This window comes from Burkholderia sp. RF4-BP95 (assembly GCF_001521985.1).
Classification (GTDB): domain Bacteria; phylum Pseudomonadota; class Gammaproteobacteria; order Burkholderiales; family Burkholderiaceae; genus Burkholderia; species Burkholderia diffusa.
Genome location: NZ_LOSX01000024.1, coordinates 174600 through 197802, shown reverse-complemented (window position 1 = coordinate 197802; position 23203 = coordinate 174600). Strand labels below are relative to the sequence as shown.

Annotated in this window: 22 protein-coding genes and 1 pseudogene; 16 read left to right on the top strand and 7 right to left on the bottom strand. The window is 66.4% G+C overall.

The window, feature by feature from the left end:
- Positions 1–246: pseudogene (gene glyA, locus WS46_RS10125) on the top strand (serine hydroxymethyltransferase); the annotation flags it as partial.
- A gap of 122 nt (positions 247–368) precedes the next feature.
- Here glyA and WS46_RS10120 read toward each other — a convergent pair.
- Together WS46_RS10120 and WS46_RS10115 are read right to left on the bottom strand one after the other, a co-directional pair.
- The gene (locus WS46_RS10120; protein ID WP_059532452.1) at positions 369–1901 is read right to left on the bottom strand and encodes an amino acid permease; all 1533 of its coding nucleotides are present in this window, start codon (positions 1899–1901) and stop codon (positions 369–371) included.
- Positions 1902–2197: 296 nt separating this feature from the next.
- Positions 2198–3208, bottom strand: coding sequence for a GlxA family transcriptional regulator (locus WS46_RS10115; protein WP_059690406.1), 1011 nt, complete (start codon positions 3206–3208; stop codon positions 2198–2200).
- Between the two features lie 88 nt (positions 3209–3296).
- Here WS46_RS10115 and WS46_RS10110 point away from each other — a divergent pair, with 88 nt between their 5' ends.
- Complete coding sequence (locus WS46_RS10110; RefSeq protein WP_059690405.1) at positions 3297–4412, top strand: DJ-1/PfpI family protein; 1116 nt, start codon at positions 3297–3299, stop codon at positions 4410–4412.
- 83 nt (positions 4413–4495) lie between these two features.
- Here the strand turns inward: WS46_RS10110 and WS46_RS10105 are convergent, their stop codons facing one another.
- Positions 4496–5980: an aminotransferase class V-fold PLP-dependent enzyme gene (locus tag WS46_RS10105; RefSeq protein ID WP_059690404.1), complete on the bottom strand. Its 1485-nt coding sequence runs from the start codon at positions 5978–5980 to the stop codon at positions 4496–4498.
- Between the two features lie 76 nt (positions 5981–6056).
- On the opposite strand from WS46_RS10105, the gene WS46_RS35200 reads away from it, so the two are divergent.
- The 11 genes from WS46_RS35200 to WS46_RS10055 all read left to right on the top strand — a co-directional run bounded on the left by WS46_RS35200 (position 6057) and on the right by WS46_RS10055 (position 15943).
- Positions 6057–6350, top strand: coding sequence for a hypothetical protein (locus tag WS46_RS35200; RefSeq protein WP_156443112.1), 294 nt, complete (start codon positions 6057–6059; stop codon positions 6348–6350).
- Between the two features lie 135 nt (positions 6351–6485).
- Complete coding sequence (locus tag WS46_RS10100; protein WP_059690417.1) at positions 6486–7736, top strand: MFS transporter; 1251 nt, start codon at positions 6486–6488, stop codon at positions 7734–7736.
- A 139-nt stretch (positions 7737–7875) separates the two neighbouring features.
- Complete coding sequence (locus WS46_RS10095) at positions 7876–8805, top strand: LysR family transcriptional regulator (RefSeq protein WP_059532357.1); 930 nt, start codon at positions 7876–7878, stop codon at positions 8803–8805.
- Between the two features lie 114 nt (positions 8806–8919).
- Entirely contained in the window at positions 8920–9414 is a 495-nt protein-coding gene (locus WS46_RS10090; RefSeq protein WP_059532355.1) for a hypothetical protein, read from the top strand.
- Between the two features lie 41 nt (positions 9415–9455).
- Positions 9456–10475 (top strand): hypothetical protein, encoded by a 1020-nt coding sequence (locus WS46_RS10085; RefSeq protein ID WP_059690403.1) that lies wholly within the window; start codon positions 9456–9458, stop codon positions 10473–10475.
- Positions 10476–10507: 32 nt separating this feature from the next.
- On the top strand, positions 10508–11974 hold the full coding sequence (locus WS46_RS10080; RefSeq protein ID WP_059690402.1) for an aldehyde dehydrogenase family protein: 1467 nt from the start codon (positions 10508–10510) through the stop codon (positions 11972–11974).
- Between the two features lie 7 nt (positions 11975–11981).
- A complete protein-coding gene (locus WS46_RS10075; protein WP_059690401.1) occupies positions 11982–13049 on the top strand; it encodes a maleylacetate reductase in 1068 nt (355 codons plus the stop codon).
- A 28-nt stretch (positions 13050–13077) separates the two neighbouring features.
- Positions 13078–13953, top strand: a complete 876-nt coding sequence (locus WS46_RS10070; RefSeq protein ID WP_059690416.1) for an intradiol ring-cleavage dioxygenase — start codon at positions 13078–13080, stop codon at positions 13951–13953.
- A 5-nt stretch (positions 13954–13958) separates the two neighbouring features.
- Entirely contained in the window at positions 13959–14270 is a 312-nt protein-coding gene (locus WS46_RS10065) for a YciI family protein (protein ID WP_059448054.1), read from the top strand.
- A gap of 3 nt (positions 14271–14273) precedes the next feature.
- Positions 14274–14609 (top strand): Rieske 2Fe-2S domain-containing protein, encoded by a 336-nt coding sequence (locus WS46_RS10060; RefSeq protein ID WP_059532341.1) that lies wholly within the window; start codon positions 14274–14276, stop codon positions 14607–14609.
- 245 nt (positions 14610–14854) lie between these two features.
- Positions 14855–15943, top strand: a complete 1089-nt coding sequence (locus WS46_RS10055) for a porin (RefSeq protein WP_059690400.1) — start codon at positions 14855–14857, stop codon at positions 15941–15943.
- Positions 15944–15989: 46 nt separating this feature from the next.
- Here the strand turns inward: WS46_RS10055 and WS46_RS10050 are convergent, their stop codons facing one another.
- Positions 15990–16649, bottom strand: coding sequence for a glutathione S-transferase family protein (locus tag WS46_RS10050; protein WP_059690399.1), 660 nt, complete (start codon positions 16647–16649; stop codon positions 15990–15992).
- 120 nt (positions 16650–16769) lie between these two features.
- Here WS46_RS10050 and WS46_RS10045 point away from each other — a divergent pair, with 120 nt between their 5' ends.
- Together WS46_RS10045 and WS46_RS10040 are read left to right on the top strand one after the other, a co-directional pair.
- Positions 16770–17585 (top strand): helix-turn-helix domain-containing protein, encoded by an 816-nt coding sequence (locus tag WS46_RS10045; RefSeq protein ID WP_059690398.1) that lies wholly within the window; start codon positions 16770–16772, stop codon positions 17583–17585.
- Positions 17586–17706: 121 nt separating this feature from the next.
- Positions 17707–18519, top strand: a complete 813-nt coding sequence (locus tag WS46_RS10040) for a hypothetical protein (RefSeq protein WP_059690415.1) — start codon at positions 17707–17709, stop codon at positions 18517–18519.
- A 54-nt stretch (positions 18520–18573) separates the two neighbouring features.
- Here the strand turns inward: WS46_RS10040 and glmS are convergent, their stop codons facing one another.
- A complete protein-coding gene (glmS, locus tag WS46_RS10035; RefSeq protein WP_059690397.1) occupies positions 18574–20403 on the bottom strand; it encodes a glutamine--fructose-6-phosphate transaminase (isomerizing) in 1830 nt (609 codons plus the stop codon).
- A 157-nt stretch (positions 20404–20560) separates the two neighbouring features.
- On the opposite strand from glmS, the gene WS46_RS10030 reads away from it, so the two are divergent.
- Positions 20561–21058 carry an Lrp/AsnC family transcriptional regulator gene (locus WS46_RS10030; RefSeq protein ID WP_059532325.1) on the top strand — a complete coding sequence of 166 codons (498 nt, stop codon included), beginning with the start codon at positions 20561–20563 and terminating at the stop codon, positions 21056–21058.
- Positions 21059–21094: 36 nt separating this feature from the next.
- Here WS46_RS10030 and WS46_RS10025 read toward each other — a convergent pair whose 3' ends face one another.
- Together WS46_RS10025 and WS46_RS10020 are read right to left on the bottom strand one after the other, a co-directional pair.
- Positions 21095–21628: a methylated-DNA--[protein]-cysteine S-methyltransferase gene (locus WS46_RS10025; RefSeq protein WP_059690396.1), complete on the bottom strand. Its 534-nt coding sequence runs from the start codon at positions 21626–21628 to the stop codon at positions 21095–21097.
- Complete coding sequence (locus WS46_RS10020; RefSeq protein ID WP_059690395.1) at positions 21625–23103, bottom strand: DNA-3-methyladenine glycosylase 2 family protein; 1479 nt, start codon at positions 23101–23103, stop codon at positions 21625–21627. The genes WS46_RS10025 and WS46_RS10020 overlap by 4 nt, the downstream gene beginning before the upstream one ends.
- Positions 23104–23203 lie beyond the last annotated feature (100 nt).

Sequence of the window (23203 nt, the reverse complement as noted above, 5' to 3'; positions counted from 1 at the left end):
CTGGGCGCGGCACACATCACGGTGAACAAGAACGCGATCCCGAACGATCCGGAAAAGCCGTTCGTGACGAGCGGGATTCGTCTGGGCTCGCCGGCGATGACGACGCGCGGCTTCGGCGCGGCGGAAGCAGAGACGGTCGGTAACCTGATCGCCGACGTGCTGGAAGCGCCGGAAGATGCGGCGACGATCGAGCGTGTGCGCGGTGTGGTCGCGGAGCTGACCAAGCGTTTCCCGGTCTACGGCTAAGTCGCGGCAATCGGGTTCAACCGCCAGCGCGGTTGAACCTCGTCCGCACCGAAACGACGTAAAAAAATCCGGCTCGCAAATCGCGAGCCGGATTTTTGCGCTGTGCGCGAACTGGTGTCGCGTCACACCGTCGGATCGACGTTCGCCTCGAGTTCGCGAATGCGCTCGTCATTGCGCGTGTCCTTGAGCATCGGCGGCCCGGCGAAGGTCTTGCGCACACCGAAGCCGTACCAGATGACCATCAGCGCCGCCACGAATGCGACGAGCACGTAGAGCACTTTCTCGTTCGGCGGCTGGATGCCGACGTATGCGAGCACGCAGGCGCCCACCAGTGCGAGCAGCGCGCACGGCTTCGACCAGATGCCCAGCTGGAACGGGCCCTTTTCGGTCCACGTGCGGCCTTCGGCGAGCATTCCCGAGCCGAGCGGCATCGCATACGAGATGAACAGGAACACGGCGCTGCCCGCGCTCAACACCGAGAACGCATCGCCGTACAGCGTGACGACGATGGCAAGCACCGCGCACGTCCAGATCGCGGGCCCGGGCGTCCGGTGGTTGTGATTCACGCTGCGCAGCAGCTTCGACGCCGGCAGCCCGCCGTCGCGCGCGAACGCGTACATCATGCGCGACGTCGACATGATCGCCGCGAGCCCGCACACGTAGTTGATGAAGAACATCGCGAGCTCGAGGCACACGCGCAACGTCTTCGGAATCGGCGCGAGGATGGCTTCGAAGAAGCCGGTGCCCTGTTTCATCGCGGCGGTCAGGTCCGGCATGACGAGCACGAACGCACACACCATCACGTAGCCGAACGCCGCGGACCAGAACACCGAGCCGATGATGCCGCGCGGCACGTTCTTCGCCGCGTCGTGCGTTTCTTCCGACGTGTGCGCGGATGCGTCGAAGCCCGTGATCGTGTAGGTCACCAGCAGCAGGCCGGACAGGAACGCGAGCGGCGTGGCCTGTTTCGGCCAGGCACCGCCGTCGACGCCCGTGTAATTGGTGAAGGTGACGAGCCGATGCAGGTCGAACGCGACCGGCGAGTAGGCCAGCAGCGACACGACCAGCGCGATCGTCACGACGAAGATCAGATAGCCGGACAGGTCGGTGATCTTGCTCGCGATCCTGATGCCGCGTGCGTTCAGGACTGCCTGCGAAAGGGTGATGATCGCGATGAACGCGGTCTGATGCCACCATGTCAGGCTGTCCGGACTGACGCCGAACATCGGTGCGATCAGCGTCTTGAAGAACGGATCGTAGGTGCCGAAGTTGATCGCCGCGATCACGAAGATCAGGCCGATCAGGTTGAGCCATGCCGTCATCCACCCCCATTTCTTCCCGCCGAGGATCGCGCCCCAGTGATAGAGGCCGCCGGCGGTCGGAAACGCGGACGCGATCTGCGACATCGACACCGCGACGATCAGCGCGAACAGCGAGCCGAGCGGCCAGCCGAGGCCGATCGATGCGCCGCCGGCCGCGGAAAACGCGAGCTGAAACGCCGTGATGCCGCCCGACAGAATGCAGATCACCGAAAACGACACGGCGAAGTTCGAGAAGCCGTTCATGCGTCTCGACAGCTCCTGCGCGTATCCCATCTTGTGGAGAAGGCTTACGTCACTGTCGGTGCCTGTATCAGGCTGGATTTTCGCGTCCATGTTCGCTCCGTCACGAATGTCCTGCGAGGCAGGACCGTCATCGCTGCCCGGGCCCGGCACGGCGGCCCGCTCCTGGAATTCGTCGGCGGCGCGCGATGTCATGCGGTGACGACGGTCGCGTGCCGGTCCGATACGGGAACGGTATGAAGCCAAATCTCGCGGCGATATCGGATTTCGGCAATGCGGTGAAACTCAGGATGCGTGCACCGTTCGGGGGCATCGCATGGCGGGGTGAAGTTTTGTAAGAAATCCGTACGGATCGGGGCGTGAGTCGGCCGGGGAATACCCGGGACGGCCTACTCGATTTGCTGCCGGCCGTGTTTCGGTCCGAAGCGCGCGCGGTAGTCGCGCGGCGTTATCCCGACCCGCTTCGCGAACGCACGTTGCAGTGCATCCACGCTGCCGAACCCCGAACGTTGCGCGACCCGTTCGAGCGGCCAGTCTGCCCGCTCCAGCAGCACCTTCGCGCGCTCGACGCGCGCGGCCAGCACGAATTGCGCGGGCGGAAGCCCCGTCTCCTTGAGGAAATTGCGCGCAAACGTCCGCTCGCTCATGTGCAGGCGCGCGGCCAGCGCGGCGACGCCGAGGTCGCCGGTCGGGTCGTCGGCGATTGACGTGAGCAGCGCGCGCATCGGCGGTGTCGCGTTGGCCTGGATGTCGAGGCCGACGCTGAATTGCGCCTGTCCGCCGGGGCGGTGCATGAAGAGCACGAGCTCGCGTGCGACCGCGAGCGCGGTCGGCGCGCCGCAGTCGGCTTCGACGAGCGCGAGACACAGGTCGATGCCTGCCGTCACGCCGGCCGACGTATGAAACGGCGGATCGCTCACGTAGATCGCATCCGGCTCGACCCGCACGTCAGGGCATAGCGCCTGCAGCGTCGCACACTGATTCCAGTGCGTGGTTGCGCGCCTGCCGTCCAGCCATCCGCCCGCAGCGAGCACGAACGCGCCCGTGCAAATGCTCGCGATGCGCCGCGTGTTCGCGATCCGGGTGCGCAGCCACGGCAGCACACCGGCGTTCGACGCCGCGAGTCGCAGCGCCGCTTCGCTGCCGCCCGCGACGACGATCGTGTCGATGCGTTCGGGCAAGGCCGCAAGCGCGGTCGGGCCGGCAAGACGCAGGCCCGCATGCGTGACGATGTCGCGACCATGCTGTGACGCGAGCGTGAGCCGATAGCGCGGGACATGGCCGGGAAGGTGACGGTTCGCGACGGCGAACACTTCCATCGGGCCCGTGATGTCGAGTGACTGGACGCCTTCGAAGCCGACGACGACGATGTCGCGCGCCGAACCGGTTGACTGGGACATGGCGGAAAGTGCGGTGGAGTTGTCCTTGTGACCGCGAGCATGATCCTTGTAATTTTCCGGACATGCAATCGATTGACTCGGGTGGGCGATGCGGGAACGGAACAGAAACGGGGCGGCGCGCGTGGCAATGGTGCTGGTCGTGTGCGCGGTGCTGGGCGCGTGCATGTCGGGGCAGCCCGGGCCGTCGGTCGCGCACGGCGCCCGAACGGTCACGCAAACGCTGACCGTGAACGCACCGAAAGCGGGTCGCACGCGGCCGCTCGTTGCGATCGTCGCGGACAACGCAGGAACGGAGACGACCGATTTCATGGTCCCGTATGCGATTCTGAAGACGTCGGGCGCTGCCGATGTCGTGGCTGTGTCGGTCGACGCCAGCGCGGTCGAACTGATGCCCGCACTGCGGATGCTGGCCGATACGACGCTCGACCGATTCGACGCGGCCGTGCCTTCGGGGGCCGACATCGTGATCGTGCCTGCGCTGCATCGAGCCGACCGGCCAGCCGTGCTGGCATGGCTGCGCAAGCAAGCCGCCGCCGGCGCCACGATGGTGGCGATCTGCGATGGCGCGGAGGTGCTCGCGAACGCCGGGCTATTGCGGGACCGTATGGCGACCGCGCACTGGTACTCGCGTGGCGGGCTGCGTCGCCGTTTTGCCGATACCGCGTGGCTCGACGATCGACGCTACGTGATGGATGGCAACGTGATGACGACGGCCGGCGTGTCGGCGTCGATTCCCGCGTCGCTTGCGTTGGTGAATGCACTGGCGGGGCCGGTGGTGGCGCGCGAAGCGGCACGCAACATCGGCGCGGAGGAATGGAGCGACGTTCACGACGGCAGCCGGTTCGGTTTGACCGCGCGTGCCGTGGCGACCGCGCTGGCGAATCGCGTCGCGTTCTGGCGGCATCGGACGTTCGATCTGCCGGTCGCGAGCGGATTCGATGAACTCTCGGTTGCGCTCAGCGCCGACGCATGGGCGCGGACGTGGCGCAGCGACGTCGTCGCAACGGCGGATGCGCGCGTGATCGAATCGAAGCACGGGCTGCGCCTCCTGACGCAGCCGGCCGATACCGGCCACCCGCGCGTCACGATTCCAGCGGGACGGCGGGGTGACGGTGTGCTGCCCGGTGTGCTCGGAGACGTCGCGGCGCGCTACGGCGACGCGACGTCGGACTGGGTGGCCCTGCAACTCGAGTATGCGCGGTAGCGGCTGCGGCGCTGATGGACCCTCCGAAGCAAACAACGCCCGAGCGGAATGATGTTCCGCTCGACGTGACGAACGAATTGCATTCAGACCGTTGCCGTTCGCCGCTCCGTCAGCCGATCCCACAGCATTCCGGCGCGGCTCCCGCTTCCGCAATACGCAAGCACCGGCTTCGGCAGCGCATCGACCAGCGCGCCGAACGCATCGACTTCCGCGTCGCCGATCCGGTCGCGTTCGACCGGCAGATAGCGCGCGTCGAGGCCGAGTTCGCGCGCGGCGGCGGCGATTTCCTCGAAGGCCGGCTGATCGGCGCTTTCGCCGTCCGGCCGGTTGCAGATCACCGCGCGAAAGCCCGCGTTGCGGATCGCCTTCAGGTCCGCCGGCGAGATCTGTCGCGATGCGGTGAACCCGGTCGCCGTCGCGGCACGGCATTGCTCGAGCGCGCGCGCGAAACACGCGATCGCGAAATCGACGTCCTGCTCCGTCGTGAAGCGGCCGAAGCTGACGCGCACCGTGCGGCTCGCCGCTTCGGCGTCGAGGCCGATCGCGGTCAGCACATGGGACGGCGCGCCGCTCATCGAATTGCACGCGGAGGTCGACGACACGGCGAGCGCATCGCCGAGCATGAACGGGAAGAAGCCGGGCACATTCACCGTGAGGCTCAACGTGTGCGGGATGCGGCGTGCCGCCGCCGCGTTGTGCGTGATGCCGCCGAGCGCGAGCAGCGCGTCCTTCAGGCGTGCGCTGAGCGCCGCGATCCGCACGGCTTCGCGCTCGAGTTTTTCGGCGGCCAACTCGCAGGCGGTGCCCATTCCGACGATCTGGTGCGTCGCGAGCGTGCCCGAGCGCAGGCCGCGCTCGTGTCCGCCGCCGTGGATCTGCGGCGCGATGCGGTCGGCGATCTCGCGGCGGACGAACAGCGCGCCGATGCCCTTGGGGCCATACACCTTGTGCGCGGACATCGACAGCAGATCGATGCCGAGCGCGCGCACGTCGATCGGCGTCTTGCCGAGCGCTTGCGCGGCGTCGACGTGCAGCAGCGCGCCGGCCGCATGCACGATGCGCGAGATCGCGCCGATGTCGGTCAGCGTGCCGAGTTCGTTGTTGACGAGCATCAGCGACACGAGGCCCGTGTCGGGGCCGATCGCTGCGGCCACGGCGTCGACGGTGATTTCGCCGTCGGCGGTGGGCGACAGGCAGGTCGCGGTCATGCCGCGCTTCGACAGGTTGGCCATCGTGTCGAGGATGGCCTTGTGTTCGAGGCGGCTCGTGATCAGGTGACGCTTGTCGGTCGCGGTCTCCGCATAGCCTTTCAGCGCGAGGTTGTTCGATTCGGTGGCGCCCGACGTCCAGACGATCTCGTCGGCATCCGCGCCGATCAGCGCGGCGACCTGCGCGCGCGCATGCTCGACTTTTTCCTTCGCCAGCCGGCCGGCGGCGTGCGAGCTCGACGCGGGATTGCCGAAGATGCCGTCGGCACCGAGGCAGGCCGTCATCGCTTCGATCACGCGGGGATCCGCGGGGGTGGTGGCCGCGTAGTCGAGGTAGTGCAGCGGGGTGGTGTCGCTCATGTCCTTCTCTGGCTCGTTCTTTTCGTAACGGGAGAAATGATACGAGGAGGAGCGGGGAAAAAGGATCCAAAAACGGTTGGATGTTCGCCAATTTGAAGAAAAATATTCCATCGAGGCTGATCTGGATGGAATCGGATCCTGCCGTCGCCTCACGGCATCCGGCAACGATCCGCCGATGTCCATGAGGGATTCCCCCGGTGACGCACGCATCCGCGCCATTTCGCCGGTGCGCGCCGCGCGTTCCGCGCTGTCCGCCGACGCCTCCCGCAGCGATCCGCCGATTATTTGCGTTTCGCGAATGGCGCGTTCGCCGGTTGTTCCATACCCGATCTCCGTGCGCGCACCTATCGTTCGGGCGTCGGCTGATTGAATTCGACGCCTGCGACCGGACAGGCGGCCGCCACTTCCTCGCGACTCACGTCGCATCGCACACACAAGACAACGGACCCGGCTCATGCACGGACGCCCCCGGCGCGTGCAGGCGGACCGGTCCACGGAGACGGACATGAAAGCAAACGAGTGGGATACCTCCTATGAGTGGAAGGCGGTGACGCTGCTGGCGCTCGGCTTCGGGCTGGTCGGCCTCGACCGCTGGCTCATCGCGCCGCTGTTCCCTTCGATCATGAAGGACCTGCACCTGACCGCGCAGGACGTCGGCAACTGCATCGGCGTGCTCGGCCTGTCGTGGGGCATCTTCGCGGCGCTGATGGGCGGCATTTCCGACAAGATCGGCCGCCGCAAGGTCCTGATCCCGGCGATCATCGCGTTCTCGCTGCTGTCCGGCTTCTCGGGGCTCGCGGGCGGGCTGCTCGGCCTGATCGCGATCCGCGGGCTGATGGGCGTCGCCGAAGGCTCGTTCTGCCCGACCAGCTTCGCGGCCACCGCCGACGCGTCGCATCCGCGGCGGCGCGGCCTGAACCTCGGGCTGCAGCAAAGCGGCTTCGCGCTGTTCGGGCTCGCGCTGTCGCCGATCATCGCGACGCAGCTGCTCAACGTCGTGTCGTGGCGCTGGGTGTTCGCGCTCGTGGCGATTCCCGGGCTGATCCTCGGCGCGATCATGTTCTTCGTGATCCGCGAACCGAAGCGCGCGAAGGAGGTGGTGACGGAGCACGCGCCGGCGTCGCTCGGCCATGTGCTGAAGAGCCGCAACATCCTCGTCGCGATGGCCGCGCTGTGCTGCGCGATGACCGGCGTGTTCGTGCTCGGCGCGCTGTTGCCGCTGTACCTGACGGATTACCTTGCGCTCGGCACGCAGAAGATGGGCCTCGTGGTGTCGGCGATCGGCTTCGGCGGCTTTCTCGGGCAGTTCGGGCTGCCGGGCCTGTCCGACCTGGTGGGCCGGCGCCTCGCGAGCATCGTCGGTTTCGCCGGCACGGCGGTGATGCTCTACGTTTTCCGCGGGCTGGGCCCGCAGCCGCTCGTGCTGTTCGCGGTGCTGTTCGTCGCGTCGTTCTTCACGCTGGGGCTGGTGTCGCTGCTCTCGGGCCCGGTGGCGACCGAAGCCGCGCCCGTCGGCCTCGTGTCGACGTCGATCGGCGTGGTGGTCGGTTGCGGCGAGATCTTCGGCGGCGGCATCGCACCGGCGATGGGCGGCTACGTCGCCGCACACTTCGGGATCCAGAACATTCTGTGGCTGCCGATGGGCGCAGTGCTGCTCGGCATCGTGGTCAGCCTGCTGCTGCGGGAAACCGCGCCGGCCGTGCTGCAGCGTCGCGTGGGCTTGCAGCCGGAGCTGTCGGCGGGCAAGCAGCCGTAACGTGTCGCGTGGCGTTACCCGCGCCCGGGGCGCCGGCGAGATTGACACCCGCCCGTTGACAGTGTGACGCCTTCGGCTTGACCCACCCGGCCGGCCGGTGCGGTTAGACTGCCGGTTTCGCTTTCGGAAAGGGCGCAGCATGGACCGGTTTCTGAGCATCGAGGCGTTCGTCAGGGTCGCGGAGGCGAGCAGTTTCGCGGAAGCGGCGCGACAGCTTGGGGTCACCAGTTCGGTCGTGACGAACCGCATCCAGCAACTGGAGAAGTTCGTCAACGCGCCGCTGTTCCATCGCAGCACGCGCCACGTGCGCCTGTCCGAAGTGGGCGAGACGTTCTACCGCGAATGCGCCGAGGTGGTCGGGCGCGTCAACGAGCTGACCGACCAGATGCGCGAACTGCGCGCGACGCCGACCGGACGGCTGCGTATCCAGATGCTGCCCGGTTTCGCGCTCGATCACTTCGGCGTGCCGCTCGCCGAGTTCAATCGCCGCTACCCGGGCATTCAGCTCGACATCATCGTCAATGACCGTGTCGTGGACCCTGTCGAAGAAGGGTTCGACATCGCGTTCCAGATCTTCCCGCCGATATCCGAGTCGCTGATCGAGCGGCGACTGTTCGTGGTGCGGCGTCTCTTCTGCGCGGCGCCGGCCTACCTCGAAGCGCATGGTGCGCCACAACATCCCCGCGAATTGCTGCAGCACACCACGGCGCTGTATTCCGGCTATCCGTCGCGCAACCGGTGGACCCTGACGCGCGGCGACGAGGTCGTCGAAATGGAGTTGCCCGGCATGATCCGCTCGAACTCCGTGCACCTGCTGCGCGAGTATGCGCTGACGGGCGGCGGTGTCGTGTGCCTGCCCACGCTGGTTGCGAGCGACGCGCTGGTCGCGGGCCGGCTGGTGCCCATCCTCACCGATTTCCAGATCGCGCCGCTGAGCTTCGCCGCCGTTTATCCCGCAACGCAGCGACAGGCGTTGAAGGTGAAGGCGCTGGTCGAATTCCTCGTCGAATACATCGGCGACGAGTCGCCGTGGGACCGTCCGCTGCTCGAGCGCGGCTGGGTTCGCTGAACGAAGCGATTATTCGCGAATCGCAAATGCCGTAGTCGCGGTCCGTTGCCTTGTTGAGGGGCGCCCTTGCCTCTAGAGTTGAATCCAACAAGCGGTTCAACTCAGGAGACAGCAATGACCGACACGGCATTCCACACCGTCTTTGGCTCGCTCGACAGCCATACCAAAGGCGAGATCGAAATCACCAGCGGCAGCGCAAAACATTACGCCTTCTCGAACGTCTTCGAGATCGCATCGAAGTCGGCGCCTTACGAAAAGGTCGTCGCCGGCAAGAACCTCGAATACGTGATCGAAGTGCTGCGGACCGAAGGCCAGTCGCCATGGTTCGCGTGCGCGCACGACGAGTTCGCGATCCAGATGGATGGCGAAGTCCGCATCGAATTCATCAAGCTCGACAACCCGCCGACCACCGGCCGCGGCACCGTGAGCGCCGGCACGCAGCCGGCGGGCCGCGAGATGGGCTACGTCGTCCTGCGCAAGGGGCATCAGGCACTGCTGCCAGCCGGCTGCGCGTATCGCTTCGCCGCCGGCAAGCCGGGCGTGGCGCTCGTGCAGACCGTGCTCGGCGAGCTGTCCGTCGAGAAGTGGGCCGACATCTGCCTGCACTGACACATTCGACTGCCCCGTTCAAATATTCCAGGAGACACGTTATGGCCACCCTCGAGACCCTCGATCCTTCCGCGGGCTTCGCCGCCGATCTGGTGCAGGCCACGGAAGCCGATGCCGTCACCGGCTACCGCCGCTTCCAGCTCGGCGAGTTCGCGTTCCAGCGCGACGAATACTTCGTGAAAATCAGCTGGCCGGCGAAAGGCCGGACGCGCACGCATGCGATGCCCGCGGACGCGTTCCTGCGCGCGATGATGCGCGACGTCGCATGGGGCTTCTTCTACGGCTGGGTGAACTTCGATCACGTGTTCGGCACGCGCAATCACTACGGCAAGGTCGACGTCTACGCGGGCACGTTCAACGGAATCCTGAAGGAAGCCGGCGTCGACTACACCGAGACGTTCGAAACGCCGACGATCATGGCGACCTTCAAGGCCATGCTGCACGACTGGACCAACGAAGGCTTCGATCCGTTCGCCGCACCCGAGGAAACCGGCACGGCGTTCGGGCGCAAGCACGGCGAGAACGGCGCGGCGATCGACCGCACGCGCATCGCGACGCGCCGCATGCCGGGCCTCGAAGGCGACTCGCCGCTGCGCGACGCGCTGCCGGTCAACCGCGCGTTCCTCGATGTCGGCCAGGACGAGCCGGAGGTGCACGTGAAGCCGGGCTTCGAAGGCGAACTGCACGCGTTCAACCTGTTCAAGTACCTGTCGCGTTCGGACGTGACGTGGAATCCGTCGGTCACGTCCGTGTGCGGGCGCAGCCTGTTCTGCCCGACGACCGAGGAATTCATCCTGCCGGTGTTTCACGGCAACGACCGCGTCGAATGGTTCCTGCAACTGTCCGACGAAATCGTGTGGGACATCGGCGACAAGAACACCGGCGCGCCGCGCGCGCGCATCACGATGCGGGCCGGCGACATCTGCGCGATGCCCGCCGACATCCGGCACCAGGGCTACTCGACCAAGCGCTCGATGCTGCTGGTCTGGGAAAACGCGACGCCGGACCTGCCGCAGCGATACGAGAGCGGCGAGCTGGCGCCGTATCCGATCGCGTTCTGAGCAGCACTTCAGCAACAAATCGAGGACGATTCATGCAAACCCAACTCTTCATCGACGGGCGCTTCGTCGATGCCGTCGAGCGCGGCACTATCGACGTGCTCAATCCGCACGACGGCTCGCTGATCGCGAAGATCGCCGCGGCCACATCGGCGGACGTGGACCTGGCCGTCGAAGCCGCCACCCGCGCGTTCCCGAAGTGGTCGGCAATGGCGGCGGCGGAACGCGGCCGGTTGCTGCTGCGCCTTGCCGACGCGATCGAAGCCAACGCCGAGGAACTCGCGCAACTGGAATCGCTGGACACCGGTCATCCGATTCGCGATTCGCGCGCGCTCGATGTGCCGCGCACGGCAGCATGCTTCCGCTACTTCGGCGGCATGGCCGACAAACTGCAGGGCTCGGTGATTCCCGTCGAAACCGGCTTCCTGAACTATGTGCAGCGCGCGCCGATCGGCGTCGTCGGCCAGATCGTGCCGTGGAATTTCCCGCTGATGTTCACGAGCTGGAAGATGGGCCCGGCGCTGGCGGCCGGCAACACGGTCGTGCTCAAGCCGTCGGAGATCACGCCGCTGTCGACGCTGCGCATCGTCGAGCTGATGGCCGAGGTCGGGTTCCCCGCGGGCGTCGTCAATATCGTCCCCGGCTACGGTCACACGGCAGGCCAGCGGCTTGCCGAACACCCCGGCGTCGGGAAGATCGCGTTCACCGGTTCGACGGCGACGGGCCGCCGGATCGTCGCAGCCTCGCAGGGCAACCTGAAGCGCGTGCAGCTGGAACTGGGCGGCAAGGGCGCGAACATCGTGTTCGACGATGCGAACCTCGATGCCGCCATCAACGGCGCCGCGTGGGCGATCTTTCACAACCAGGGGCAGGCGTGCATCGCGGGTTCGCGTCTCGTGCTGCATGAACGCATCGCCGACGCATTCCTCGAGCGCTTCGTGTCGCTGGCTTCGTCGATCCGCGTCGGCAACCCGCTGGACCCGGACACCGAAATGGGCCCGCTGACGTCGAAGCAGCACCTCGATCGCGTGCTGTCGTTCGTCGATGTCGCGTGCGAGCAGGGCGGCCGCGTGCTCGCGGGCGGCAGTGCGCCGCAGGACGCCGCGCTCGCCGACGGCTACTACGTGCGCCCGACCGTCATCGAAGCGAAGAGCGCCGCCGATCGCGTCGCGCAGGAGGAAGTGTTCGGCCCGTTCGTCACCGTGCTGCGCTTCGGCAGCGACGAGGAAGCGCTGTCGATCGCCAACGCGACCGAATACGGGCTCGGCAGCGGCCTGTGGACCAACGATCTGTCCCGCGCGCACAAGATGGCGTCGCGGATCGACGCGGGCATGTGCTGGATCAACTGCTACAAGCGCGTGAATCCGGGCAGCCCGTTCGGCGGCATCGGCAAGTCGGGCTACGGCCGCGAGATGGGCTTCGAGGCGATGCACGACTACACGGAAGCGCGCTCGGTGTGGGTCAACGTCGACGGCAAGGTGCCGCCGCACTTCAAGCGTTGAGGCTGAAATGGAGCGCTTCGTCTATCAGGGAACGCCGTCGCGCGTCGTGTTCGAATGGGGCGCGCTCGAACGGCTGCCGGACGAGCTGTCCGCGCTCGGCGCGCAGCGGGCGCTGATTCTGTCGACGCCGGAACAGCAGCCGCTCGCCGAACGGGTCAGGCGCGTGCTCGGTGCGCGCGCGGCCGGCGTATGCGCGCAGGCCGTGATGCACGTGCCGGTCGAAGTCGCGCGTGCCGCGCGCGGGATGGCGGCCGAACTGGGCGCGGACTGCTGCATCGCGATCGGCGGCGGCTCGACGATCGGGCTCGGCAAGGCGATCGCGCTCGAGTCGTCGCTGCCGATCCTCGCCGTGCCGACGACTTACGCGGGCTCGGAAATGACGCCGATCTTCGGGCTCACGGAAGGCCGGCTGAAGCGCACCGGGCGCGACGCGCGCGTGCTGCCGCGAACCGTGCTCTACGACCCGTCCCTGACGCTGTCGCTGCCGCCGGGGATTTCGGCGGCGTCGGGCGTCAATGCGATGGCGCACGCGGTCGAAGCGCTCTACGCGGAAGATGCGAACCCGGTGATCAGCCTGATGGCCGAGGAGTCGATTCGTGCGCTCGGCGAGGCGCTGCCGGCGATCGTTCGTGATCCGGACGATCGTGAGATGCGCAGCCGCGCGTTGTATGGCGCATGGCTCGCCGGCACGTGCCTCGGCGCGGTCGGCATGGCGTTGCACCACAAGCTGTGTCATACGCTCGGCGGCACCTTCAACCTGCCGCATGCGCAGACGCACGCCGCGATGTTGCCGCATACCGCGCACTACAACCATGCCGCGGCGCCCGACGCGCTGCGCCGTGTCGCGCGTGCGCTGGGCGGCGCCGAGGCGGCCGACGCCGGCCCGCTGTTGTTCCGGTTGAATCGGCAACTGGGCCTGTCGCCGGCGCTTGCCGATATCGGGATGCCGGAAGCGGGCCTCGACGAAGCCGCCGACCTCGCCTGCCGGAATCCGTATGCGAATCCGCGGCCGATCGAACGTGCGCCGATTCGCGAATTGCTTCAGCATGCGTGGGAAGGGCGCGAGCCGCATTGAGCGGCCGGCCGCATCACAGGAGACGAACGTGACGAACGATCTTCATGACGACGGCGACACGCGGCTGACCGAGCAGGTCGTCGCCAGCTTCGACGATACGCCGAACCCGCGCTTGCGCGTGCTGATGCAGAGCCTCGTGCGGCATCTGCATGCGTTCGTCCGCGAGACGGAGCTGACCGAGGCCGAGTGGATGGCCGCGATTCGCTTCCTGACCGAAACCGGGCAGATGTGCGACGACGTCGTGCGCCAGGAATTCATCCTGCTGTCGGACACGCTGGGCGTGTCGATGCTGGTCGACGCGATCAACCATCGCTTCGCCACCGGCGCGACGGAAACGACCGTATTCGGCCCGTTCTACATCGAAGGCATGCCCGAGCGCGCGTATGGCGAGAACATGGCCTTCACGCCCGGCACGCCCGTCGTCGTGCATGGCCGCGTGCTCGCCACCGATGGCGCGCCGGTACGCGACGCCGTGCTCGACGTGTGGCAGACCGCGGAAAACGGCATGTATTCCGGGCAGGACAAGGCGCAGCCGCACGGCAATCTGCGCGGCCGCTACCGGACCAACGCCGAAGGCCGTTATGCGATCACGACGATCCTGCCGGTCAGCTACCCGATTCCGACCGACGGCCCGGTCGGGAAGATGCTCGACGCCACCGGCCGTCATCCGTGGCGGCCCGCGCATCTGCACTTCATGATCGACGCGCCGGGCTATCGCAAGCTCGTCACGCATCTGTTCGACGAGGAGGATGCATATCTGAAGTCGGATGCCGTCTTCGGCGTGAAGCCGTCGCTGATGGTGGCCTATCGTCCGCGTGCGGCGGGCGATGAACTCGCGCGCCGCGTCGGTTTGACGGGCGCATATCGCGAAGCGACGTACGACTTCGTGCTCGATCGGAGTTGACCGACATGGCGCGATTCTTTGCAGTGTTTGCGACGGACCAGCCCGGGATGCGCGAAGTGCGCGACCGCGTGCGGTCCACGCATCGGACCTACCTGCGCTCCGCCGCGCAGCACGGTGTGTATGTGCGGCTCGGCGGACCGACGCTCGATCCGCAGGGCGATGCGATGAACGGCACGCTGCTCGTCGTCGAGGCGGACGACATCGATGCGGTGATGCAGTTCGTCGGCAACGATCCGTACGTGAAGGAGGGGCTGTTTTCGCGGGTGGAGGTTCGACCGTGGGATTGGAGCCTCGGCAATCCCGAGCGGAGAGCGTGAGTCATGGGTGCCGCGCAACTCTGCCGCTTCTCCGATGTGCCGGACGGTGGGGCGCGGGTCGTCGACGAAGCGCGTATCGGGCGTCCCGTCATCGTCGTGCGACGTGGGGAGCAGGTGTGGGCGTATGTGAATCGTTGCCCGCATTTCTCGGTTCCGCTCGATTTCGTGCCGGGCAACGTTTCCTGCTACCGGTCCCAGGTGCTGATGTGTGCGCATCACAGCGCGCTGTTCAGGTTCGACGATGGCGTGTGCATCGACGGCCCGTGTTCGGGTGCCGGGCTGGAAGCCGTGGCTGTCGAGGTCGATTCGGCGGCGTGGGTGATTTGTCGGGGCGCTTGATTCGGAAGGTCGGATTGCCCAACGGCAGTCGGGACGCGCGGTAATCGCATTGCGCGGGATGAAATCGGGAATGAGCGGGATTTCATTCGTTCTGTTAAATCAGTAAAGCTAATCAAATACGAGTTTTTCCGACCCGGATGTATGCGAAGCCGGGCCGGGGGAGTCGTTGTTTCACGAAGCATCGGGCGAGACCCGCGAGACAGCGGGCGGCCGGTTCGCATTGACAGAAAAAAGACGGAGACACAATGAAACTGAGGTTTGGAGCAGTCGCGATGCTTGTCATCGCGCAGGGTGCGCACGCGCAGAGCAGCGTGACGCTGTTCGGTTTGATCGACAGCGGCATCTCGTATGTCAGCAACGAAGGTGGTGGAAAGAACGTCAAGTTCGACGACGGCATCTTCACGCCGAACCTGTTCGGCTTGCGCGGCACGGAAGATCTCGGCGGCGGATATCACGCGACGTTCGCGCTCGTGAACCAGTTCTCGATGGCGAACGGCAGCATCATCGGGACCGGAATCTTCGGGCGCAACGCATACGTGGGCATCGAGAGCGACCGGTTCGGCGGCATCAGGCTGGGAAATCAGTACGACTTCATGGTGGATTCCCTGTTTGCGAAGGGGAACGCGATCTCGATGGACCTCACGGGGCTGTACGGATTCAGGAATGGCCCGTTCCAGCGTCTCGCGCTGCCGGGCAATCCGACCGGCGCATTCGACTGGGACCGCACGGCAGGCAGCAAGCCGGTCGCGAATGCGGTCAAGTACAGCTCGCCGACGATCGCCGGGTTTTCCGGAGGCGTGATGTATGCGTTCGGCGGCGTGGCCGGTTCCGTCGGCGCGGACAATACCGTGAGCGCCGGGCTGAACTACGAAGTCGGGGCGTTCGGTATCGGTGCGGCCTATACGAACGAGAAGTATGGTCCGGCGCCGGGTACGCCGTCGACCAGTGTGCGCAACTGGGGCGTCGGGATGCACTACGACTTCGGCGCGGTCACCGCGAAGGCGCTGCTGACGACCGTACGCAATTCGTTCAACGACGCAGGCGTGTGGATGGCCGAAGCAGGCGGCGTGTGGTGCATCAGGCCGGACGTCTTTCTCGGCGCGAAGTACATGTACATGAAGGGCAACGAAGCCGTGAACGACAACCATGCGCATCAGGTCAGCGTCGCGTTTCAGTACCTGTTGTCGAAACGGACGATGGTTTACGTGTCCGCGGATTATCAACGCGCGAACAGCGGCGCGAACGCGCAGATCAACGGCGTGCTCGATCCGAACGGGGCGTCGAGCTCGGCGAGTCAGGCCGTCGCGCGCGTCGGGGTGCATACGATGTTTTGACGGGGCGCCGGGCGGAACTTGCGTCAAGGTCCGCCCCCGCACCGGACTACCTCGCGGCGGACGCTGCTTCCTTGGCCTTGTCCTGCTCCGCCGCGAGTGCCGCATCTGCCGCCTGCGCGCGCTGGATGGCCGGGCGCGCCAGCACGCGATCGATATAGGCGCGAATGCGCGGCGTCTCGGGCACGAGCTTGAACATCGTGGTCCAGTTCAACGCGGAGCCCCACAGCACATCCGCGGCCGTGAAGCGCTCGCCCAGCAGCCAGGGCCCCTTTGCCAGTTGCGCATCGATCGCGTTGATGACGGCATCGAAGTCGCCGTACGGCGACGTCGAATAGGCCGCGGGCGGACGATTCATCGAGCGGTCGACGATGGCCGGCTCGAAGCATGAGCCATAGAACGTCATCCAGCGCAGGTACGGGCCGCGCAGTGAATCGCCGGGTGCCGGCGACAGGCCGGCTTCCGGATACAGTTCCGCCGCGTACATGTAGACCGCGGGCTGCTCGGTCACGATCACGTCGCCGTGACGCAGCGCGGGCACCTTGCCCATCGGGTTGAGTCGGAGATATTCGGCTTCGTGATGTTTGCCCGCGGAGAGGTCGAACGCGTGCAGTTCGTAGTCGGCGCTCAGTTCCTCGAGCAGCATCCGCGCGCCGGCCGATCGGCTGCGCGGGGAGTGGTACAGGGTCAGGTGACGGTCTTGCGGCATCGCGGGCTCCGGTATGCGTTCGGGACAAATATGGAAATGTAGGACGGCCGCGCGGCTTCGTCTTGGAAAAATCCGCTGCGGCGGTGCATCATCATGCGGTCATCTCAACGGTTCGTCACCATGGCCGACTTGCGTAACGTGACCGAGACGCCCAAAGGCGTCGTCGGCCCGAAAGCCTTCAATCAGCGCTTCCGCCTGAATCGCTATTACCCCTGTGCCGAACTGGCCGGGGTGCTGGATCATCACTGGATCGTCGAATGGGATCTGCGCGACCAGCCGCCGTACGTGCAGCGCACGCTGCCGTATCCGTGCGTGAATCTGGTGTTCGACCGGCGGCGGACGGGGATCTTCGGTGTGGTGTCGGGGGCGTTCGAGACGACGCTGGCCGGCGCCGGCAGGGTGATCGGCTTGCGGTTTCGGCCCGGGGCGTTCCGGGCGTTCTTCGGCAAGCCGGTGCATTTGTCGACCGACAAAGTGCTGCCGGTGTCGACGCTGCTTGATTGCGGCGATGCGGAAGCCGAAGACGCCGTGCTCGGCGCCGAGGATGATGCCGGGATGGTGGCCGCCGCGGAGGCGTTGCTGTTGCGGGTGCTGCCGCCGGCCGATCCGCAGGTCGAGCGCATTCATGGCATCTTGCAGATGCTGCAGCAGGACCTCGGGCTCACGCAGGTGCGCGATCTGGCCGAGCGCGCAGGGTTGAGCGAGCGCACGCTGCAGCAGCTCTTCTCCAACCATGTGGGCGTGACGCCGAAGTGGGTGATCTGCCGTTATCGCCTGCATGAGGCCGCGGACAAGCTCGCCGGCGGCGAGCCGGTCGATCTCGCGGAACTGGCTCATTCGTTGGGGTATTTCGACCAGGCGCATTTCACGCGCGATTTTCGGAAGCTGGTGGGGAAGGCGCCGGCGGAATATCGGCGGGAGGATGGTCGGGGATGAGGGGGCCGACTCCCGATCGGCGACCGCACCATGGGTCATTTCACACCGTGGATGCGTTGCCGGTCATTCCGCCCTATAGTGCTCGTCGTTGACCGATCTGCCAGAAAATCAGGAGTTCGTCGTGCCGCACAGGAAATCCAAGTTGGGTCGCTCGAAATTCGCGTGGGCCGTCGCCTTGGCGGTGATGCTGGCGCCAGTGGCGGCGCATGCACAGGCGGCGTCTGTCGACGGCTCGACGCGCAACGCGCCCGCTGTCGGTCAAGACACGTCGCACGTACGGCCGATTGTCGGCGACGATCCGGTTGCCATCCGGGATGCGCTGAAGAAGCAGCATTTCAGCGCCGCCGCACCTTCCTTGACTGCACGGGTTCGCGGCCTCGTCTCCAACGCGACCGACCGACACGGCCCGAATCCCGACCTGGCGCCCATCAATCTCGATCGTGACGTGACATTCGTGGTGCCGGTGCGGTATGGGCTGAGGTATCAGTCGCAGCGGCACCTGTTGACGCTGGACGTCGACCTGTTCGACGCGGAGCGCGACGACCGGACGCGCATCCTGCTCAGAAAGGTCACGACGGGGCCCCGAGGGCGAGGGCTCGTGATCGCACCCGAAGCGAAGGCAAAAGGGTACATCCAGCAGGTCGACATCATCGAGCTCGAGTCCGGGCAAGGGAAGAAGAGCACGGTTCGCAGCCGCATGCGGATTTCGCCTGCCGTGTACGCCCAGGCGCATGGCGACTTCGCGCTCGTTTTGTCGGGGCGCCTGGTTCGGCCTTACCTGACCGAACAAACCGAGCATGCCGATCCGAGCATCGAGGAGCCGACGGACATTACGACCCGGATCTCCAGGTTGCACATGGATCTCCAATCCATCTCGCTGGTGAGCCCGTCGAGCGGGGTCGTGCTGTCGAAGAAGCTGAGTTTGTCGAAGTAGCGATTTTCTTGGGCGGGGCGGTGATGTCGATCGGATGCGGGGGTGCCCGGACCCTCACTCCACCGTCACCGATTTAGCAAGATTCCTCGGCTTATCGATATCCGTTCCCCTTGCCAACGCCGCGTGATAAGCCAGCAACTGCATCGGCACCGTATGCAGAATCGGCGAAAGCGGCCCGTAGTACTCGTTGAGCCGAATCACCTCGATCCCTTCACTCGGCACCAACCCGCAATCGACATCGGCGAACACGAAAAGCCTGCCGTTCCGCGCACTGACCTCGTGCATGTTCGACCTGAGCTTTTCGAGCAACACGTCATTCGGCGCCACCGCGATCACCGGCATTTCATTACTGACCAACGCCAGCGGCCCATGCTTCAACTCCCCGGCAGGATAAGCCTCCGCGTGGATATACGAAATCTCCTTCATCTTCAGCGCGCCTTCGAGCGCGATCGGATAATGCATCCCGCGTCCGAGAAACAGCATGTTGTCGCGTCGCGCGAGCAGCTCCGACCAGCCCATGATCTGCGGCTCCAGCGCGAGCACCTTCGACATCGCATCGGGCAGATGCCGCAGCGCACGCAGATGCGCCTTCTCGTCGTCATCGCTCAACCGCCCGCGCACCTGCGCCAGTGACAAAGTCAGCAAGAACAACGCCACGAGCTGCGTCGTGAAAGCCTTCGTCGAAGCCACGCCGATCTCGATTCCCGCACGCGTGACGAACTGCAGCGCGCATTCGCGCATCAGCGCGCTCGTCGCGACGTTGCAGATCGCGAGCGTATGCGTCATCCCGCGCTGCTTCGCGACATGCACGGCGCCGAGCACGTCGGCCGTCTCGCCGCTCTGCGACACCGCGACGACCAGCGTGCGCGGATTCGGGACGCTGTCGCGATAGCGAAACTCGCTCGCGATCTCGACGCTCGCCGGCAGCTTCGCGATGCTCTCGATCCAGTATTTCGCGGTCAGCGCCGCGTGATAACTGCCGCCGCACGCGAGCAGCAACACCGAATCGACATCGTTGAACACGCGCCACGCGCCGTCGCCGAACAGCTCGGGCATGATCGATCCGACATCGAGCAACGTATCGGCTACCGCCTGCGGCTGCTCGAAGATTTCCTTCTGCATGTAGTAGCGATACGCGCCGAGGTCCGCCGCGCCGCTGTGCGCGGCCACGCGCTGCACCGCGCGCTCGACGCGCTGTCCGGCCGCATCGACGATCCAGTAGCGGTGCAGCTGAATATCGGCGACGTCGCCATTCTCGAGGTAGGCGATGCGATCGGTGATGCCCGACAACGCGATCGCATCCGACGCCAGGAAATTCTCGCCATCGCCGACACCGACGACGAGCGGCATCCCGTCGCGCGCGCCGACGATCCGGTGCGGTTCGTCGCGGCACATCACCGCGATCGCATAGCTGCCGCGCAGCCGCGCGACCGCGCGGCGCACCGCGTCGAACAGGTCGCCGTCATACAGGTGGTCGATCAGATGCGCGATCGCTTCGCTGTCGGTCTGGCTCGCGAACACGTAACCGTGCGCCTGCAATTCCGCGCGCAGTTGATCGCAGTTCTCGATGATCCCGTTGTGCGACAGCGCGATGCGCGCGTTGTCGTCGCTCGGCGAGAAGTGCGGGTGCGCGTTGAGCGTGACGGGCGCGCCATGCGTTGCCCAGCGCGTATGCGCGATGCCGGTGTAGCCGGACAGCGCGTGCGCGGCGATCTCGCGCTGCAGGTTGGCGACGCGGTCGACACTGCGCGCCCGCGCCAGCGCACGGTCGCGATAGACCACGACGCCGCACGAGTCGTAGCCGCGGTATTCGAGCCGCTTCAGCCCGTCGACGAGGTTCGGCAGGATGTCCCGCTGGGCAACCGCCCCGACAATTCCACACATATCGCGCTCCGTAAATGTCCTGTCTGGACCCGTGACAGCGATGGTAGAAGCGGTTGAATGGAATTAAATTTCAAAATACGACCAAAATTGAAACAGACAATGGATCTGATATCGTGTTGAAATTAAATTTCACAACCTTGACCGGAAGGAGCCGCCGATGGCCGGCATCACGCTCGACGATCTCGACCTGCGCATTCTCGCGATCCTGCAGGACGACGCATCGGTGTCGAACCTGCAACTCGCCGAGCGCGCGCTGTCGTCGCCGCCGACGTGCATGCGCCGCGTGCGGCGGCTGACGGAAGCGGGCGTGATTCGCCGCCAGGTTGCGGTGCTCGACCCGGTCGCGATCGGCACGGCCGTCACGGCCTTGATCGAGATCAGCCTCGACCGGCAGACGGCGGAAGACTACGACGCGTTCGAAGCTTACGTGTGCGCGGAGCCGGCGGTCACGCAGTGCTACCGCGTGTCGCCGGGGCCGGATTTCGTGGTGGTGGCCGATCTGGCCGACGTCGCCGAATACGACGCGTTTGCGCGGCGGCTGTTCACCGGCGCATCGAACGTCCGCAACGTGCGGACGTTCTTCTCGACGCATCGCGCGAAGTTCGAAGCGAACGCGCGGGTCACGCACGCGATGCGCAAGCGCGGCGACGACTAGACCGCACGACACACGTCGAACGGTGCATGCGCGATGTCAGAACGCGAACGTCTGCTGCCTCGGATGGCGCTCGCCGCGCGCGAGCCCGGCGCCTTCGAGCGACAGCAACGCGCGTTTCCGTTCGATGCCGCCCGCATACCCGGTCAGGCTGCCGGAAGCGCCGATCACGCGATGGCACGGCACCATGATCGACACGGGATTGCGGCCGACCGCGCCGCCGACGGCGCGCGCGGCACTCATCGGCAGCCCGACGCGTTCGGTGATGTCGCCGTACGACACGAGTTCGCCGAACGGAATCGCGAGCAATTCCTTCCACACGCTGCGCTGAAACGCGGTGCCGCGCAGATGAATCGGCACCGAGAAGGTTTCGCGCGTGCCGGTGAAATATTCCGCGACTTCCTCGGCAACCTTGCGCGCGAGCGGCGACGCGTTGCGTGCATCCGCATCCGGTGCGACCGCCAGCGACGGATAGTATTTCTGGCCGACGAAGAAGAGGCCCGTCAGGGCATCGTCCTCGATACGGATGGCGATGTCGCCCAGCGGGCTCGGAATCAGATGAGCGGGAGTCATCGCGAAGCGTCTCCATGAAGGCGCCACACATGCAGTGCGGCATATGCGCGCCACGGCGCCCAGCGCGACGCATGCGGCGCGGATGATGCAATGCTGCGCGGCCGCTCGGCGGCGGCGGCGCGCGGTGCAAGCCACGCGTCGTCCGCGGGGAACGCGTTCGGCCACGCCATCGCACGCATCGCGACATACTGCACCGCGCGTTCGTCGAAGCCGGGCAGCGCGCGCAACGCATCGAGCGTCGCGTCGAGCGGCGCCATCGGTTCGAGCGCGAGCGTGCCGTCGGCGACTGCACGCGCCAGCGACACGATCGCCCGCGCCGCATCACGTGTCACGCCGATGGCTTCGAGCGCTGCCGGCGGCACCGTCGCCAGCGTCGCGGCGGAAGGCAGCGCATGCGTGAGCCCCGGCGGCGCGTGGTCCACCGGCGTGCCGAAGCGCTCGGCCACGCGCGCCAGCACCGCGCCTGCCTGTGTCTGCGCCAATCGTTCGCCCGCGATCGCACGCATCGCGATCTCGAGCCCGTCGAACGCGCCGGGCACGCGCAGGCCGGGCGAGCCGTCCGCGAGTTCGCCCAGATGCGCGTCGATCACGTCCGGGCGGCTGTCGAGATCGAACAGCCGCCGCACGCGCGCGAGCACGGCCGGGACGACGGGCGTCAGCGCGGGCGACACCGTCACCGCGAGCGCGAACCTCTGCGGCACGTGCGTGACGGACAGCCAGCCCGTCACCTGAGCGTTGCTGTGCCCGTTCGGCAGCGCGACGACACGCGCATAGCCGTGCGCATCGATGCGCTCGACGCCGTCGATCTGCCGTTGCGCGAGAAAGCGCATCAACTCGGGCCATGCGAACGGCGGCCGGTACGGTAGCGGGAAGGTCATGTCGCCATCGGCGGATGTGCCGGCGCCCTTGCGCAGGCGCAGCGGATTGAGGCCGTAGCGCTGGCGGAACAGATCGTTGAAGCGTCGCACGCTGCCGAACCCGGCGGTCGACGCAACCACGGCCACCGGCAGCGCGGTATCGGTCAGGAGGCGCTTGGCCATCAGCAGCCGGTGCGTCTGCGCGAATTCGACCGGCGACACGCCGAATTGCGTGGCGAAGATTCGGCGCAGATGGCGCTCGGTCACGCCGACGCGCCGCGCGAGCGCGTCGACGGAGTGTTCGTTCAGGAAACCGTCTTCGATCAGAGACGCGCCCGCGTCGGCGAGATTGCCGGACAGGTCGAGCAGCCCGTGGCCCGGCGCGAGCTCGGGCCGGCACCGCATGCACGGCCGAAAGCCGGCTTTCTCCGCGGCGGCGGCGGTCGGGTAATAGCTGCAGTTCCGCGCCTTCGGCGGCTTCACCGGGCAAACGGGGCGGCAATACACGCCCGTCGTCGACACACCGACGAAGAACCAGCCGTCGAAGCGGCGGTTCCGCGAAAGCAGGGCGTCGTAGCAGGTGTCCGGATCGAGGTGCATGAGACGACTGTAAACCATCCGCGCCGACGATTCTGGCTGGAATCGGACATGTGTCTCGACGCGCCGGCTCGCGTCATGCCCCCGTTTCGAACGCAGGAAAGTCCCGAAAAAACGGTTA